The sequence below is a fragment of the Acinetobacter sp. YH16044 genome, assembly GCF_013417145.1.
GTDB lineage: Bacteria > Pseudomonadota > Gammaproteobacteria > Pseudomonadales > Moraxellaceae > Acinetobacter > Acinetobacter amyesii.
Window position 1 is genome coordinate 286,312 of sequence record NZ_VPEK01000001.1, and the last position, 16,814, is coordinate 303,125.

Consider the following 16,814-nt stretch of genomic DNA (forward strand, 5'->3'; position numbering starts at 1 on the left):
ATATATAAAGAGTATTGAGCATGATGTTGATGTTACTTTGGGGATTTATTTTATTATTGGCGCTGGCGGTTATATTTTTAATTTGGCTACAGTTTAATCGTGACGTATCGCAATCTACCGCGCATGAAACCTTGCCACTCGAGGAAAAAGTGGTGCATCTAGAAGCCAACCTGAAAAAGACCTTGGAAATTATGCAAGACCTTGCAAAGAAAATGCATATCCAGCAAGAAGTATTAGATCAAACCACTCACAAATTACAGCAAGTTGAATTGCAAAATGCAGAATTGGTGAACATTTTGGCAAAAGTGGTCAAAACCGATCAAAGCTAATCGAAAGATAAAGAAGACTGCCCATAGCTCGATATCTGCATGAAGCATGTGATCTCAAGGTATGGGTATTTTTTATCAAATAAGATGATTCCTAATATTCATCATCATTGGATTTAAATCGTAGTTCTTTCGTTATTCAAAACATGATCGTATGGGACTAAATCAAAATTTGTCTTAACACGGCTGCTGAAAGCATGCTAATCACAACGGTAGGCAATAATGAAAAACGTGATGCTGCAAATAGGGTAATGGCCATCACGATTAAATCAGCAGGATGATCTTTGACAAAATAGGGCGCGATCACTGAGATCAATACACAGCCGGGAACAACTTCCATGATTTGACGCTGTTTGTTGGTGAGGCTACGATTTTTCAGTAATACATAACCCAAGATGTGGGTCTGGTAAGTGGTTAAGGCTATAAATAGAATCGCGATCAGGGTGCTAGTGTGGATCATACATCATCTCCAATTAGGAAAAATGCAGAAGCAATGCCAGTAACTGCACCAATCGGAACATACCAGCCCGCAGGGAGATACAAGTAAGCCAAAGATGCGGCAATCAAACTGACCAGCCATGGACGCGCCGCTTTAAAGCCTTTCCACATGCCACGCAGTAAAAAAAGAAATACAGCAGGGAAAGCCATATCAAAACCAAGTCGACTAATATCGCCAAGTATCGGCCCGATCATTGCCCCTAGCGTGGTAAAGCCAACCCACATCAAATATAGAGCACAGCATAAGCCTGCATAGAACATCAAACTAAAGGCGCGCTGAATTCCCAAAACATTAGATTTTTTTTGCGCATCAGCCAAACCCACAGCCCAACTTTCATCGCACATAAAAAATAAAGCGGTATAAACCGTACGATTCGGTAAATGTCGTAAATACGGGACAAGGCTCGCCCCCATTAATAGGTGCCGACTATTCACTAAAAACGTAATAAACATCAGCATGAGAATATTAGGGGGATTGGTCCAAACTTCCAAAATGGCAAATTCAGAACCACCGGCAAAGTTAAGGCCAGTCAAAAGCGGAACTTCTAAACTAGAAAAGCCTTTATGTGTTGCCTGAGCACCCAAAACTAATGCAAAAGGAATAATGCCCAGCAGCATTGGAATAGATGTTTTTAGACCTCGTTTAAACTCAATAGAATGCTGTGAGTGGGTGTGATTGAGTGTACTTTGTCTAAACATCAACATGACGTTTTCCATGAAGCGAGATCGAAAGCAATATTTTATGGATATCTGAGCAGCATTTGGCAGCTATTTTATGGAAGATTGCTTTTATTGTGCAATAAAATTGCTAAAATAAAGATTATTGTGAAATTTAGTGCCTTTATTGATGGATCAGATAGATAAACGCATTTTGCAAGCATTACAGCAAAATGGAAAACTACAAAATAATGAATTGGCCCAACTAGTTGGTTTATCACCTTCGCCGTGTTTGAGACGGGTTAGGCAACTAGAAGATGAAGGCTATATTGAGAAATATGTGGCTTTACTGAATCAGTCAAAAATGAATTTAAGTTTAACGGTATTTGCGCGGATTTGGCTAAAAGGTCAAGATGCAAAAACCGTGAATGATTTTGTCGCAGCGATTCAAACGATGCCTGAGGTGGTTGAATGTCAACTCATGGCAGGGGATTGTGACTTTTTCTTACGTATCGTCGTGGCAGATTTAGAAGCCTATCGAAAGTTTCAGATTCATCATTTAACGCAGATTGCCAGTGTGCAAAATGTAAAAACAGAGATACCGTTACAGGCCGTTAAACAAACTACAGCGCTTCCATTGGATTGATGTTCGTGTCTTAAATTAAGTTATTGAGCCTGATCATATTTTATAACTTTGTTTAAAACTTCATCTATAGAAAGTAGGACGCTTATTATTTTTTATCAAATGGTTAAAAAATAACGTTCATAGGATTTTAAAATATAAGCATAAACATAGATTTAGTTGTAAGAGTTAAAGCTGTAGATGAAGTAATGAATGCTGAAGCATCTTTTATGAAAAAGTCGTGTGCAAGCGTAAAACTATCGTGCTAAACTAGGAGAAATCGGGTGTGCTCCCGATTTTTTTATGCGGATTTGTTCCGCGCTGACAAGAATTTAGGTTTACAACATGCCCATTTCAGAGACATGGTTATTACCTGATGGTGTAGCTGATGTACTGCCAGAACAGGCGCAAGTGATTGAATCTTTGCGTCGTGAAGCATTAGATTTCCTCGCATCTCGAGGTTATCAGTTGGTGTACACGCCATTCATTGAATACATCGAATCTCTATCTTCTCTTTCAGAATCGAATCAAGATTTAGACTTAGCCACTTTTAAAGTGATCGATCAACTTTCAGGTCGTTTGCTTGGTGTGCGTGCCGATATGACACCACAAGTGGCTCGTATTGATGCGCATGTACATCCTGTCGAAGGTGTAGCTCGTTATTGCTACGCTGGTACAGTACTACATACTAAACCACAGGGTTTTAATACCACACGTGCACCTTTACAGTTAGGTGCAGAATTATTTGGTTCAGACAGCATTGATGCTGACGTTGAACTGATTGATGTCATGATCAACTTGCTTGCTAAAGCAGGTCATGCAGATGGTATCCATCTTGATTTAGGGCATGTCGGTTTATTCCGCAGCATGGTGAAACAAGCTGGCTTGAGCAAAGCAGTTGAACGTCAGTTATCTGACTTGTATCAACGTAAAGCTCTACCTGAACTTGCTGAATTCACACAAAAGCTTCCATTCGGTCAAGATTTTTATACCTTAGGTCGTTTTGCAAGTGATTTAGATGCGTTACAAGCAAATTTAAGTGCTGAAGTTTTAAATAACGAAGCATTTAAACTTGCATTTGATGCAGTGAAATCGACTCAAGCGGCAATCCAAGCCCGTTGGCCAGACTTACACATTGGTATAGATGTGGTTGAACTTCGTTCATACCATTATCACACTGGTTTAATGTATGCCGTATATGCACCAAACCGTGCTGCGCCTTTGGCTCAAGGCGGTCGCTATGACGGTATTGGTGAACACTTCGGTCGTGCGCGTCCAGCAACAGGTTTCTCTTGTGACTTATATGCATTAACTGCTGGTCAAGTTCAGAAAAGCCAAGTTTTGGTTGCACCAAAAGGCATCGAAGCAGATTTATTAAAGGCAATTGAGGCAGCACGTACTGAAGGGTTCAGTGTGGTTCAATTGTTAGGTAATGATGATTTAAACTCAGCACCGTATGCAACGCACCAGTTGGTGAATGCAAATGGCGAGTGGACAATCAAACAAATTTAATCGCGGATGTGCCTGCGGGCACACACGTTTTTTCCAATTTTAACAGCATGATGCAATGAGGCTATTATGGGCAAGAATGTTGTGGTACTTGGTACCCAATGGGGCGACGAAGGTAAAGGTAAGATCGTCGACCTGCTCACAGATCAAGCGGCTGCGGTAGTTCGCTATCAAGGCGGACACAACGCAGGTCATACACTTGTGGTTGGTGGTAAGAAAACTGTATTACACCTCATTCCATCTGGTATTTTACGTGACAACGTATTGTGCTTAATTGGTAATGGTGTTGTTTTATCACCTGAAGCTTTAATCCATGAAATGGAAGTTTTAGAAAAAGAAGGCGTGCCTGTACGTGAACGTCTACGTATTTCTCCAAACTGTCCGTTGATCCTTCCACACCATATCGCACTTGACCAAGCACGTGAGAAAAAACGTGGCAATGCGAAAATTGGTACTACAGGTCGTGGTATCGGTCCTGCATACGAAGACAAAGTGGCTCGTCGTGCAATCCGTGTTGCTGACTTGGTGCGTGGTGGTGCTCATCTTAAAGCTCAACTTGAAGAGCTTCTTGAATACCATAACTTCCAATTGACTCAATTCTTCAGTGTTGAAGCCGTTAAAGTTGAAGATGTGATCGCTCTTTGTGACGAATGGCGTAAAGTTATCGAACCTATGGTGATGGACGTTACTGGCGAACTTCATGCTTACCGTAAAGCAGGTAAGAAAATCATGTTTGAAGGCGCGCAAGGTTCACTTCTTGACGTTGACCACGGTACATATCCGTATGTTACTTCTTCAAATACAACTGCTGGTGGCGTAAGCTCAGGTTCAGGTCTTGGTCCATTACACCTTGACTATGTATTGGGTATTACTAAAGCGTACACAACTCGTGTAGGTGCTGGTCCGTTCCCAACTGAACTTGTTTATGATGCTGCGAACGATGTTGGTGATGCAATCGGTAAACACTTAGGTACAGTTGGTTCAGAATTTGGTGCGTCTACTGGCCGTCAACGCCGTTGTGGTTGGTTTGATGCTGAAATTCTACGTCGTTCTGTAGAAGTGAACTCACTTTCAGGTATTTGCTTAACTAAACTAGACGTTCTAGATGGTTTAGAAGAAGTGAAAATCTGTGTAGGTTACGAAGCAGCTGATTCAGGTTGTGTAGGTTCTTCTGATGCGCTTGCATTTGAAACTTTAAAACCAATCTACGAAACTATGCCAGGTTGGTCTGAGTCTACTTTCGGTGCGAAATCACTAGATCAATTGCCACAAAATGCAATTAACTATGTGAAACGTTTAGAGCAATTGATTGAATGTCCAATCGATATCATTTCAACAGGTCCAGACCGTGATGAAACAATCGTATTACGTCATCCATTCGACGCATAATGTGCTGTTGAATTAAGATGTCAAAAGCCTCGCGAAAGCGGGGCTTTTTTTATAGGGCGAAGAATAAAAATTCAAAAACCGACAGGTATTATTAACTGATAAACGCAGTAACATCCGAAGTGCCATTTGATTCAAATAAAAGAATGATACGCGGTAAGGTCATCCGCAAGTGTTTGAGACAGGACAACTTTTAATTAAAAATGTTATTGCAATACTGTGAATAATTTGACACTAGTGAACGAGTTTTGTCGGTGAGGTGCATTGCACAGCAAGATGGTTTCCTTGCGAAGCACGCTTCTCATTTTGCCTAATGAGAAACATTGTTTCATGTGTGTACCTCCAGCCGAAGGTTAATCCCTGTATTTAAGCCCTAGATGTAAGACTCCGTCGAATATACTTAAAAGTATTTAAAAAATGTGAAATTATTTTTACGGGGTAACATCAGATATTAAATTTAAATAATGGAAAAATAAAGATTTTGAAAAAAATAAGCATAAAAATATTGAGTCAGTCAATTTTTTGTATATATTTGACACTCTTTATAAATAACTAGAGATCATGATGAATTATAAAAAATCTTTGGCATGCTTTGCCGTAGCAGCTTCTTTATCAGGTTGTACCACGATTGCTGATCTTGCAGGTGCTGATTCTGCATCATTGAACTTACAGGCAACTCAGTCTTATAATGCAATGCTGAAAGATGCACAAAGCAAACAAGTTCTTGATACCAAATCTGCGACATATCAAAAAGTAAACCGTGTTTTCTGGAAAATGAAACCATTTGCAGATCAGATGAATCAAACGGGTCAGGCTTTTGATTGGAAAGTTGCCGTGATCAAGTCTAAAGAAATCAATGCCTATGTTGCACCCGGCGGGAAAGTTGTTTTCTATACAGGAATCGTCGAAACACTCAAACTCACGGATGATGAAGTCGCGGCAATCATGGGCCACGAAATGGTGCATGCCTTAGAGGAACATGCAAAAAATAAAATTGGTGCTTCTGCACTGACTAATCTTGCAGTGAGTATAGGTTCACAATACGTAGGTAATGCAGCAGGTGGCTATGGTGCAACCTTGCTTGACTTGGGGAGTCAGTTCGGTGTGGGCTTGCCGTATTCACGTAATTTGGAAAGCCGCGCAGACAAAGGTGGCCTAGTGATGATGGCAAAGGCTGGATACAATCCAGAAGCGGCGATTTCATTGTGGAAAAAAATGAATGCGAATGATAACAGTGGCAACGACGCACTGAGCAAATTTATGTCTACACACCCAAGCAATAATGACCGTATTGCTGCTATGCAAAAAATGATGCCAGAAGCACAGCAATATTATAAAAATGCGACACCATCGAGTGTACGTCGTTAATATCGGCTGTTTTCAAGACTAAAGTTGCATTTTAGTTCGCTACACACTTTGTGTTGAGTTGCTAAAATGCAATTTAAATTAGGAAGAGAAGTGCAGGATGCAAAAGAATATTTCGACGACCATTTTTTATTCTTTATTATTTGCGATGGGGGGAGCACCTACCATTGCCATGATGATTATTCGTGCCCAAACTCAAGATCCTCAATTGATTTATCAAGCCCTAATTGGTTTGTCGGTGATTATTGCCTGTATTCTTGTACCTATAGTTTTGATACAAAATGCTGTCCTATTTTTTAAGCGAAAAAATGTGCAGTTAGAAGAAAAAATCAAGCCATTAATGCATGTTTATTTAGGCTTGAATGTGGTTTGTTTAATCTATTGGTTGGTTCTTCAATTTTCAGCTTAAAAAAATTACATAAATACTATTATAAGTCGCTATAACTTCGTTTTAAGCTCCAAACCATAAGAATATAATATCCATAAATTCACTTATATTTTAATGGTCTGGAGTATCCTTAATGAAAAAAATAATTTTAACGAGCCTGTGTATGGCCGGTGTAATGACGATTTCGGGCTGTGCGACAGTGGCAGATATGGCAGGAGCGGATACTGCTACATTGAACGCGCAAGCAACACAAAGTTATAACAAAATGGTGACAGATGCGCGTTCTAAAAATCAGCTCGATACCTCTTCGAGTACATATAAGCGCATTAATACTGTATTCCAAAAACTACGTCCTTATGCAGACCAAATGAACCAAACGGGTCAAGCGTTCCAATGGCAATTGGCGGTCATGAAATCTGATCAAGTCAATGCCTTTGTAGCTCCAGGCGGTAAAGTTGTATTTTATACAGGTATCGTCAATAAACTAAATTTAACTGATGCAGAAATTGCAGCGGTTATGGGACATGAAATGGTCCATGCTCTTGAAGAACATGCAAAAAGTAAATTGGGTGCTCAAGCTTTAACGGATCTTGCGCTGAATATTGGTTTAAGTGCCGCAGGCAATAATGTCGGTCAATTGGGCACTGCTGCTGCGCAGTTAGGTAGTCAAATCGGTATAGGGTTACCGTATTCACGTTCTCTAGAAAGCCGTGCTGACCAAGGTGGTTTAATGTTAATGGCACGTGCAGGTTATAACCCACAAGCGGCGATTACACTTTGGGAAAAAATGAACAAGCTTGAAGGTGCGGGAGGTTCATCATTCCTGTCTACGCATCCATCAAACTCACAACGTATTGAAGCGATGCGTAAAAATCTACCAGCAGCGCAGCAGGTTTATAACCAACGTCGTTAATTCATAAGAATTAATTATCCGTTTTAAAAAGCAGGCCGTGGCCTGCTTTTTTTCTATCACGAACAAAAATCATTGATAGATTTTGATGATATTTCATTTAGAGATTTAATTTCATTATCTTTTTTATCAAATTCTTTAAGGTTGTTTTGATAAGTTTTAAAGATTGTACAATTCCGTTGCTTTAGCTTTTGATCCGATTCTTTCCATTGATAAGGGTTCCATTTTTTTTCGTTACTTATTTTAATGGATGAATTTTCTAGGTCGGTTAAAAAATGTTTTGCAAATTTAGTTCCATACCAAACATTATCTTTAAATACCAGTGAACCATCAATATAAGTTCTCTTTAGAAGCTCATCGGGGACTAAGAATGCATCTTTTTGTTGTTTGAAAAACAAACGCCGCCACATGTGATTATAGTTTTTATTAAAGAATTGCTCATTAACTTGTAATGCATTTTGGGGTAATGCACGTAATTGAGTTGTTTGCGGTGTAATATCACGTCTAAGTGCACGTTCAGCCCAATTAGCCATACTTTCCAAGTACCATGCGTTTTTAAATTGTGCATAGCTATATTGGTATAAATGAAATAATTCGTGAGTGATCGTAGTCTAATAATTTCCAGGAAAGTCTTTTAATTGATTTGAAATAGAAATGCTGATAAAGCAAAGATTATTTTTAAGATTCGTGGCACTTGGCGCTCGAGATGAGTTTTCATAGGCGAGCCCATTTCCTTTTAGTTCGTGTACATATATGGCAATAGCCTTTACATTCTTATATCTTGGGCTTTTTAGAGGATGTCTAAATCCTGCTAGTTTAAAGATATCTCTTGATGCGACTGCTTGGATGGCAATATCTTCGATATAGTCAGGAATTGCATTATTGTTTGTATCGTTCAGATTTTGGATGCGGTCTCTACTTTTCTGTTTATCCGAATAAAAAATATAGAATTCATCTTTTTGATAGACGCGATTGAGTTGCTTTGCGCTTTTTAATTCGAAACTGCTACAAGTATCGCTAGATCCGTATGCTGGAAAAGACATATTTATGAGACATAGACTTAATAGAAGGGTATGAGTTTTCATTCTTATTCAATAAATTATTTGCTTTACATGAAATATAGCAAATAAAAAAAGGCAAAGTAAAAACTTTGCCTTCTTGCACTAGAGATTGGAAGATCTTAGTGGTGGTGACCGCCTGCACCGTGTACGTGACCGTGTTCAAGTTCTTCAGCAGAAGCTTCACGGATTTCAACGATTTCAACTTCGAAAGTTAAATCTTGACCAGCAAGTGGGAAGTTTGCATCAACAAGAACGTTGTCGCCTTCAACCGCTTTAACTGTCACGATTTGAACGCCGTCATCAGTTTGAGCTTGGAATTGCATACCAGGTTGGATGTTGTCCACGCCTTGGAACATTTGAGCAGGAACTTCTTGAACGAGATCAGGATTGTATTCGCCATAACCTTCAGCAGCAGGAACAGTTACAGTGAATTTTTCACCAACAGTTTTGCCTAAAAGTGCTTTTTCAAGACCTGGAATGATGTTACCAGCGCCGTGCAAATATGCTAGTGGCTCACCTTGAGATTGGTCGAGAGTTTCACCCTCTGCATTAGTCAATGTGTAGTGGAAAGAAACCACAGAGTTATTTGCAATAGCAGTCATGTTATTGATCCATTCAATTTTTTAAGGGTTACATCATAAAGTGAAATTGCACTTTTGTAGACTAAATTTATCAAAAAAATGCAATTTTTAAATGTTTATGATGCTTTTTTCATTAATTGGGGCAGATCTGTAAATTTCAATGCAATTTAATTTTAGGCGCGATTTTTCGTGTAACAAAATCTTTAGCCGTTAATAGTCCTGCATGTGCATAGCCGTAAATTGTGGCTTGATGCATTCGATACAATGAAACATACATTGATTTGGCAACAAAGCCTTGAACATTGACCTGACCTAAAAGTTCACCTACTGCTTTATGTTTACTTAATGAGACTAGGGAGCCTTTGTCTGAAAATACGAACATTGGGAGTTGCTGACCACGGATGCGTGCCTTTAAGCAATCCACGAGAAATGACGCTTGTTGGCTGGCAACTTGAGCGCGTGGGCCGAGGACGGGTTCATCTGCACGCGGTTGGCAATGAGCACAATCACCAAAAGCGAAAATGTCAGGGTAGGCTTTGGTTTGTAGTGTTGCATACACACTTAAACGCCCCATACGGTCTTTTTCAAAACCTTCAAGCTTCGAAATCACTTCTGGTGTTTTAATACCTGCAGCCCATACTTTCAGTTCAGCTTTAATTTTACTGCCATCATTAAAATAAACATGTTCAGCATCGACTTTTTCCACACGTTTAGAGGTTAAGACCTCAATTTTCATGCGTTGTAATTGCTGCTGTGCATGCTCGGCCATTTTTTCAGGGAGTGCAGGCAGAATCCGATCAGCACCTTCAATTAAATTGATCTGTACGCTTTGCGGATGAATTTTATTTAAACCATATTTATAAAAATTATGTTTGGCTTCGACCAATTCTGCGGAGAGTTCAACGCCAGTTGCACCTGCGCCAATAATGGCAATTTTCAACTCACGTGCTGTATTGCTATTTTGCGCATCCAAATATAACTGTAAGAGATCTTGTTGGAAGATTTCAGCTTGTTGTAGGCTGTCCAAATAGTGGCAATGTTCATACACGCCCGGCGTGTTGAAATCGTTAGAAACTGAGCCTAAAGCAAGAACAAGGGTGTCATAACTCAGTTGCAGTTGTTCTTGAGTAGATTCATATTTTCCTTGTTGGACTTTGCTGAGCTGAATGGTTTTTTCAGTAGGATGAACATTTTCAAACTTAGCCAAGACAAACTCATAATGATGCTTCGCAGCATGCGCATAGTAGTTGATTTCTTCTTCGCTGACTGACATCGTGCCTGCGGCAATTTCATGTAAAAGGGGTTTCCAGACATGCGTGAGTTTCATATCTACGAGGGTAATGCGCGCTTTCTTTTTTTTCCCGAGTAAATCAACGAGTTGCGTAACCAGTTCTAAACCACCAGCACCACCACCGACAATGACAATATGGTGTAACTTGGAGTCATCAGCGTTATTCATTGAATTACCTATTTTATTATTGTTGAAAAAAAGAAGATGGCACGAGTATGTCATCTTCTTTATTGCACAAATAACGAATTGTCTTACAAGTTACATAATCACATCATTGACCTAAAGGGTAGGTTTTAACTTCTGCTGCATCCGTATTAAAGATGCTAAAAAGGCCTTTGATCCACATCATGAAACGCTCAAAAATATTGGCTTCTTCAATTTGCACGTCATCTTCGATATCAAAGGTATTGATCAGCTGATTATTTTGATAAACAGTAACGGTGGCTAATTTCATTACTTCAGCCAAAGGCGCAGTGAGTTCTTTTTCATTTACTTCAACACTCAGTTTAGTCTGTGTTTCATGAAGTGGTTCAATGGCTTGAATTTGGCCATTGCCGGTATTTAAAAGAATACGTTGCTGTGTAGGATCAAAAGCTTTTAAATCGATGGCATAAGCTTGATCATAAAGTGAAGTTGTAATCAGTTTAGGTTGTTGAGTTTCCACCTTAAACATTTTCAAGGTTGATTTAACCACAGGTAATTCTGCAATTAATTGCTTATCTTTGATTGCAACTTCATTACGTGTATAGGTATAAGCCAAGTTCATGAGGTTGTGTGCTACTTCTGCACGTTTTAATCCACTTTTTGCCCCTAATACTACAACAATCAAACGACGTTCTGGCGCGTCAGGATTCGCGATCAAACGGTTGGCTGTTAAAGCTAAGTTATAACCTGCAGCTTTAGTAAAACCTGTTTTTAAGCCATCAACGGTGGGATCTTGTTTTAATAAGATATTGGTTGCACGGTGGAAGCGTTGGTTATAACTAAAACTTTGTTGTTTTGAATAATACAAATAGTCAGGTGTGTCAGTCACCAGTGCTTGCCCTAAACGTGCAAGGTCAGCCGCCGATGAATAATGTTCTGGCATGGTAATACCGGCTGGATTTTGAAAATTGGTGTCATTCATGCCCAAAGCTTTAGCTTCTTTGTTCATGCGTTCAATAAATTTTGGAATATCACCAGAAATGCGTTCAGCTAAAGTCACTGCGGCATCATTGGCTGACATGACCACAAGACCTGCTAAAAGCTGATCAACTGAAATTTGTTCACCAGCTTTGAGATACATTTGTGATTCATCCCATTGAACCACTTGTACGACTGGGGTTGCGGTTAAGATTTCATTTTTCTTTAAATGACCTGCTTTAATTTCCTTTAAAGCAATATAAGCCACCATCATTTTGGTAAGTGAAGCAGGGGCACGCTGAACATGGCTATTATGTTCTGCAATCACCTGACCCGACTGAGGGTCTAAAATGGTCCAAGCTTCAGCTTCAACGGTTTCAGGGACAATATTTAAAAGGGCAGCATTTGCTATCGTGGAGCATAGAAAACTAAGCAGCGCGATGAGGTAAATCATGTGTTTCAATGAGGTTCCTTAACCAACCATTCCGTTGGTGGTAAAACGAAAAAATTTTTAGGCATGCTATGCCTTTTTTTTTCTGCTGACTAGTCATTATTGTAGACAATTGCGACAGTTCCGCATTCAGTTGTAAAAAATGTTAATCTAATTGATAAGTTATCTTTTATTTATTTTATATCGCCCATTATGTTGCATTATCAAATCGAATTTGACGATTATCGTCAGCATCTAGTCCATGTCACTGCACGTTTCTTGGCAAATCCTACACAGGTGCTTTCGTTGCCTACTTGGATTCCCGGAAGTTACTTAATCCGTGAATTTTCGAAGCATATCGAAGCCGTTCGAGCATATGATGAAGATGGGCGTTTGTTACAAATTGAGAAATTTGAAAAAAATAAATGGCGCTTATTCAATACAGATCATGAGTTGATCACGGTTGAATATGATGTATATGCCTTCGATTTATCGGTCCGTGGGGCTTATGTCGATCAAAGCCGTTTATATGTCAATCCAGCTTGCGCATGTTTAGGTTTAGTTGACCAAGAAGATACAGCCATTGAGGTTGAAGTTTTCTTGCCACCCGAGTTAAAGCATTTCCAACTTGCGACTGGATTGAAGTCAAAAAGTTTAGTGAAAGGTCGTTATACCTTATATGCAGATAACTATGCCCAGTTAATTGATGCACCGTTTGAACTGGCGGAACAAACCCATTTTAGTTTTGAAGCCAACGGCATTCCACACGAGTTTGTGGTGTCGGGCAAACATGCCATGAACGCGCAGCGTATGCAGCAAGACATCGAAAAAATTTGTTCGACTGAAATTTCAATGTTTGGTTCGGCACCTTTTAAAGACTATACCTTTATGACCATGGCAACGGCCAATAGCTATGGTGGTTTAGAGCATCCAAACAGTACGAGTTTAATTAGCCCACGTGATGATTTACCAAAAGCCAATGAACCTGTAGAGCCATCGGCAGATTATCAACGTTTCTTAGGGTTATGCAGCCATGAATATTTCCACTCATGGTTGGTAAAATTTATCCGTCCAGAAAACTTTGTGAATTATGACCTCAACAAAGAAGGCTATACCTCTTTGCTTTGGGTTTTTGAAGGTTTCACATCGTATTATGATGATTTGATTTTGCTGCGTAGTGGTGTGATTAATCAGGATTCTTATATCAAGCTTTTAAAAGCACAAATTGATCGCTATTTGCAAAATCCGGGTCGTGAGATTCAAACCGTTGCTGAATCAAGCTTTGATGCATGGGTGAAATTCTACCGTCAGGATGAAAACTCAAATAACGCAGGTACAAGTTATTACAACAAAGGCTGCCTCGTGGCGCTGTGTTTAGACCTTGGCTTACGCCTACGTGGTTCAAGTCTTGATGCCTTAATGCGTAAGCTATATGAAAACGCACAAAACGGCATTCAAGTGAATGAACGGACTATTTTCAATTTATGCAATGAATTGACGGGTGATGATTGGTTAGAACAAATCAATCATTTGATTAATACTACGGATGAATTGCCGTTAGACCAATTATTCCCTGAGTTTGGCCTAAGCTACACGCTTAAAAATGACAAATCATTGCCATTTGGTTTAAAGCTGGTCGATAAGCCTGAAGGTGTGTTGGTTCAGTCTGCTCGTCGTGATGGTGCAGCGGCAAAAGCTGGCTTGTCTGCAAATGATGTGATTATTGCAATTGATGGTTTAAAAGCGACGGTTAAATTGGCAGAAAAATATGCCAAGCAAGACGGTACTTATACCGTACTGGCATTCCGCCGTGATGAGTTGATGAGCTTTGAAGTAGAAGCGGCAGGTTCAGAATTGACGGAAGTTGAACTTAAAGTTGAAGATCAGGCTAAAGCTGAGAAGTGGTTAAAAGCTTAATTTGATAAGTATTTAATTTTCATGTAAAACCCATACTTAGGTATGGGTTTTTTATTAGTAAAAGATGAATCAAAAAAGTTTAAATTGGGGTATTGCTATTACAGGCATTTGGTTGACTGTAATTATTATTGTTTGGTTTTTTGGAGGTTTAGAATCTCCATCATCTTTAAATGAATTAGGAGATGCTCTTGCAGGCATTTTTGCGCCAATTGCATTCTTTTGGCTGATTATGGGGTATATACAACAAGGTAAACAGTTGGATCAAAATACCAAAGCTTTGGAACAGCAAGAAAGAGCGCTTCAATTGCAAATTGATGAGATGAAGGAGAGCGTTAAACAGCAAGGGTATCTTGCTCAGCTACAGTCAGAACAATTGAGAATGAATCATAATTCATGCCAACCTTACTTAGAATTATGCACTCCAAAATTAGAAATTGTTGATATTAGAGATCTATTAACTAATAAGCCTGAAAAGTTATGCTCATTAATTTTTAGTGTTTATTCGAGAATTAATGAATCAAGAATTGTTTTATTAATGACTTTGGATGACACAATTTATCAGCGTGAAATGAAAATATTAGTTGATGAGTCTATTGAATTTAAATTAAGGCTAGATTGTTTGAATGACACTTATACTAATGATTTTTTATCAGCAAAAATCAATGATTTGGATTTTAAATTTAAGATGAGATTTCAGAATATTTACGGATTAGAAACTGAAAATATTTATTCATATAGAATATTAAGACATGAAACAGGTGAGGTTCAAGTATTAAAGCCATCACTGAGAGATTCGTTAGTAGCAAGTAAAGTTGTATAAATTATGCTTCAAAGATACATATTTATTGAAAAAAAAGCTCACTGGCGTAAGCTTTTTTTCAAACTGATTTTTAAGAAATAATATCAACGCCCATTACGACCGCGGCCACGTGGAGCTTTGGTATTCGGACGAGTTGTACCATTGGTACGGCGTTTAGGTTTTTCGCTCTCATCCATTTGCCAGATACGTTTTGTACCAGACTTTTTCACTGAGCCATCTTTATTCTTACGAACCATTGGCTTACCACCTGTACCGCCTGGTTTTTTCACATAAGAGCGTGAACGGTAAGGTTCTTCTGCAGGTACATTTTGAAAGTCAGGGTAAAGTAAAGGTTCAATTTCTTTGGTTTCACCTGGCTCTAAAGCCAATTGAACTAAATCAATTGCACCAATACGTGTACGAATTAAACGTAAAGTTGGGAAACCCACTGCTGAAGTCATACGACGAACTTGACGGTTACGGCCTTCGCAAATTTGGATTTCAACCCAAGAGGTTGGAATGTTTGCACGGAAACGTACAGGAGGATCACGATCCCATAACCATTCTGGCTGTTGCACTTTAATGGCTTTGGCTGGCAAAGTCATACCATCTTTTAGCTCAACGCCTTTACGTAATTGTTCAAGCGCTTCTTCTGTGATGTCGCCATCGACTTGCACTAAGTAGGTTTTGAACTTTTTATTTTCAGGATTGGTGATGTACTGATTTAAACCACCATGATCGGTTAAAAATACCAAACCTTCGGAGTCCATATCTAAACGACCTGCAATACGTAGACTAGGATCGTCCACGAAGTCAGATATGGTCATATGCGCTTCGTCTTTACGGAATTGGGAGAGCACGTCATATGGCTTGTTTAAGATGACAATTTTCATACTAAATATCTAAAATATAAAGAGTAAATAAAATAGGTTGTTAATATTACCCGTTTAATTACCCGTTTTAAGAGAGTTAGGCCCAATAATAAAAACAAAGCCCACGAATATGTGGGCTATTGTATCAGGTTTGCGACTTATATTCTTCGACCTTATTTTTTACATATGATGCATACCAAAAAACATCTCTATCAGTAACTCGGATCGGTTGTTGAATGTCTCCTGAATTTATAAGCGAGTAAAACTTTTCTCGACCAATCGACATAAGGTCCATAAATTCCTTTGCTCTGACTCGACGATCAATTTCCATCATTCACCTCCAATCTTTTGCTCGCTTCAATTTCAGCTTTCGCCATTTCATCAGCTTTCTCAATCATAGGGATGTATTCGCTATCACCAAGCCGATCTTTTACAAGTCGCTTAAACTTGGTATACACCTGTAATTCTTTTTCTTTCCACTCACCGTTATGGTTTGGATTGATTGTGCTCTTCTTTTCGCTACTGGCGAGCTTTTGCTTCAGGTCGTTTATTTCAACCTTAAGAGTATGAAACTCACTAGCTCTTGCACTACTTATAGCCACTTTTTCTTTAAGTTTTTCAAATTCTTTAAGGGTTGAAGCCGATTTATATGACTTCGCTGGGTACGGATAAAGATCAAGCGGTTGCTGCAATCAAACAAGCAGAGGTTGATGGATTTTTAACTGCACCTGATGCAACTGCACTGCTAGAGCATAAACAGACCAAATTGGAGCAACTGAGCGAATCTGAGCGATATAAAACGATAGCTCAAGAAGCGCTGGAAAAAATCAAAGATTTGATTAAGCCAAATGTAAACAAGATGACAGAGGAAGTGAAAGAGCCTCAGCCTTGGGAGTCTTTTGAGATGCCACATATCGACCCTTTTGATGATTTTGAAAAATACAAGGCGACTTTGCAGGCTGAGCAAAAGCAATTGCCGAATGCGGTGCGTTTTATGGATAAGCAAGTAGGAGGTGGGGTGTGAAGGATCAGCATGATAATAAGACCGTGGATTGGGTGGAAGTCATGGCTCTGCGTTCA

Annotated in this window: 20 protein-coding genes; 10 read left to right on the plus strand and 10 right to left on the minus strand. The window is 39.2% G+C overall.

The genetic code is table 11. The features are described from left to right. The first annotated feature begins 26 nt into the window (after window positions 1–26). On the plus strand, window positions 27–329 hold the full coding sequence (locus tag FTV38_RS01265) for a hypothetical protein (protein ID WP_168379360.1): 303 nt from the start codon (window positions 27–29) through the stop codon (window positions 327–329). 157 nt (window positions 330–486) lie between these two features. On the opposite strand, the gene FTV38_RS01270 is transcribed toward FTV38_RS01265, so the two are convergent. Beyond that, window positions 487–786 (minus strand): AzlD family protein, encoded by a 300-nt coding sequence (locus FTV38_RS01270; RefSeq protein ID WP_180020865.1) that lies wholly within the window; start codon window positions 784–786, stop codon window positions 487–489. After that, window positions 783–1,529 carry an AzlC family ABC transporter permease gene (locus tag FTV38_RS01275; RefSeq protein WP_180020868.1) on the minus strand — a complete coding sequence of 249 codons (747 nt, stop codon included), beginning with the start codon at window positions 1,527–1,529 and terminating at the stop codon, window positions 783–785. Before FTV38_RS01275 ends, FTV38_RS01270 begins: the two co-directional genes overlap by 4 nt. A 142-nt stretch (window positions 1,530–1,671) precedes the next feature. Between FTV38_RS01275 and FTV38_RS01280 the strand changes: the two genes are divergently transcribed. The 6 genes from FTV38_RS01280 to FTV38_RS01305 all read left to right on the plus strand — a co-directional run bounded on the left by FTV38_RS01280 (window position 1,672) and on the right by FTV38_RS01305 (window position 7,664). Then, the gene (locus FTV38_RS01280) at window positions 1,672–2,127 is read left to right on the plus strand and encodes an Lrp/AsnC family transcriptional regulator (RefSeq protein WP_180020870.1); all 456 of its coding nucleotides are present in this window, start codon (window positions 1,672–1,674) and stop codon (window positions 2,125–2,127) included. 321 nt (window positions 2,128–2,448) lie between these two features. Then, window positions 2,449–3,615: an ATP phosphoribosyltransferase regulatory subunit gene (locus FTV38_RS01285; protein WP_180003993.1), complete on the plus strand. Its 1,167-nt coding sequence runs from the start codon at window positions 2,449–2,451 to the stop codon at window positions 3,613–3,615. 66 nt (window positions 3,616–3,681) lie between these two features. Then, window positions 3,682–5,001 carry an adenylosuccinate synthase gene (locus FTV38_RS01290; protein ID WP_180020872.1) on the plus strand — a complete coding sequence of 440 codons (1,320 nt, stop codon included), beginning with the start codon at window positions 3,682–3,684 and terminating at the stop codon, window positions 4,999–5,001. A 561-nt stretch (window positions 5,002–5,562) separates the two neighbouring features. Then, the gene (locus tag FTV38_RS01295; protein ID WP_180020941.1) at window positions 5,563–6,366 is read left to right on the plus strand and encodes a M48 family metallopeptidase; all 804 of its coding nucleotides are present in this window, start codon (window positions 5,563–5,565) and stop codon (window positions 6,364–6,366) included. 97 nt (window positions 6,367–6,463) lie between these two features. Further along, window positions 6,464–6,772 (plus strand): hypothetical protein, encoded by a 309-nt coding sequence (locus tag FTV38_RS01300; RefSeq protein WP_078194385.1) that lies wholly within the window; start codon window positions 6,464–6,466, stop codon window positions 6,770–6,772. A 112-nt stretch (window positions 6,773–6,884) separates the two neighbouring features. Then, the gene (locus tag FTV38_RS01305) at window positions 6,885–7,664 is read left to right on the plus strand and encodes a M48 family metallopeptidase (RefSeq protein ID WP_168379353.1); all 780 of its coding nucleotides are present in this window, start codon (window positions 6,885–6,887) and stop codon (window positions 7,662–7,664) included. 56 nt (window positions 7,665–7,720) lie between these two features. Here FTV38_RS01305 and FTV38_RS01310 read toward each other — a convergent pair whose 3' ends face one another. The 5 genes from FTV38_RS01310 to FTV38_RS01330 all read right to left on the minus strand — a co-directional run bounded on the left by FTV38_RS01310 (window position 7,721) and on the right by FTV38_RS01330 (window position 12,179). Further along, window positions 7,721–8,194: a hypothetical protein gene (locus tag FTV38_RS01310; protein ID WP_180009419.1), complete on the minus strand. Its 474-nt coding sequence runs from the start codon at window positions 8,192–8,194 to the stop codon at window positions 7,721–7,723. A gap of 78 nt (window positions 8,195–8,272) precedes the next feature. Continuing rightward, window positions 8,273–8,704 (minus strand): hypothetical protein, encoded by a 432-nt coding sequence (locus FTV38_RS01315; protein WP_180009420.1) that lies wholly within the window; start codon window positions 8,702–8,704, stop codon window positions 8,273–8,275. 137 nt (window positions 8,705–8,841) lie between these two features. Further along, window positions 8,842–9,324: a peptidylprolyl isomerase gene (locus FTV38_RS01320; protein WP_078189067.1), complete on the minus strand. Its 483-nt coding sequence runs from the start codon at window positions 9,322–9,324 to the stop codon at window positions 8,842–8,844. 136 nt (window positions 9,325–9,460) lie between these two features. Beyond that, on the minus strand, window positions 9,461–10,762 hold the full coding sequence (locus tag FTV38_RS01325; protein ID WP_180020874.1) for an NAD(P)/FAD-dependent oxidoreductase: 1,302 nt from the start codon (window positions 10,760–10,762) through the stop codon (window positions 9,461–9,463). 103 nt (window positions 10,763–10,865) lie between these two features. Continuing rightward, window positions 10,866–12,179, minus strand: coding sequence for a D-alanyl-D-alanine carboxypeptidase PBP6B (locus FTV38_RS01330; protein ID WP_306669395.1), 1,314 nt, complete (start codon window positions 12,177–12,179; stop codon window positions 10,866–10,868). A 180-nt stretch (window positions 12,180–12,359) separates the two neighbouring features. Between FTV38_RS01330 and FTV38_RS01335 the strand changes: the two genes are divergently transcribed. After that, window positions 12,360–14,063, plus strand: a complete 1,704-nt coding sequence (locus FTV38_RS01335; RefSeq protein WP_180020876.1) for a M61 family metallopeptidase — start codon at window positions 12,360–12,362, stop codon at window positions 14,061–14,063. Between the two features lie 64 nt (window positions 14,064–14,127). Next, window positions 14,128–14,883 carry a hypothetical protein gene (locus tag FTV38_RS18020; protein WP_257228620.1) on the plus strand — a complete coding sequence of 252 codons (756 nt, stop codon included), beginning with the start codon at window positions 14,128–14,130 and terminating at the stop codon, window positions 14,881–14,883. Between the two features lie 83 nt (window positions 14,884–14,966). On the opposite strand, the gene FTV38_RS01345 is transcribed toward FTV38_RS18020, so the two are convergent. The 3 genes from FTV38_RS01345 to FTV38_RS01355 all read right to left on the minus strand — a co-directional run bounded on the left by FTV38_RS01345 (window position 14,967) and on the right by FTV38_RS01355 (window position 16,336). Then, complete coding sequence (locus FTV38_RS01345; protein ID WP_180020878.1) at window positions 14,967–15,755, minus strand: rRNA large subunit pseudouridine synthase E; 789 nt, start codon at window positions 15,753–15,755, stop codon at window positions 14,967–14,969. Between the two features lie 124 nt (window positions 15,756–15,879). Then, window positions 15,880–16,065 (minus strand): AlpA family transcriptional regulator, encoded by a 186-nt coding sequence (locus FTV38_RS01350; RefSeq protein ID WP_180004001.1) that lies wholly within the window; start codon window positions 16,063–16,065, stop codon window positions 15,880–15,882. Further along, window positions 16,055–16,336 carry a hypothetical protein gene (locus FTV38_RS01355; protein WP_180020880.1) on the minus strand — a complete coding sequence of 94 codons (282 nt, stop codon included), beginning with the start codon at window positions 16,334–16,336 and terminating at the stop codon, window positions 16,055–16,057. The genes FTV38_RS01350 and FTV38_RS01355 overlap by 11 nt, the downstream gene beginning before the upstream one ends. A 47-nt stretch (window positions 16,337–16,383) precedes the next feature. On the opposite strand from FTV38_RS01355, the gene FTV38_RS01360 reads away from it, so the two are divergent. Beyond that, window positions 16,384–16,758, plus strand: a complete 375-nt coding sequence (locus FTV38_RS01360; RefSeq protein WP_257224880.1) for a hypothetical protein — start codon at window positions 16,384–16,386, stop codon at window positions 16,756–16,758. Window positions 16,759–16,814 lie beyond the last annotated feature (56 nt).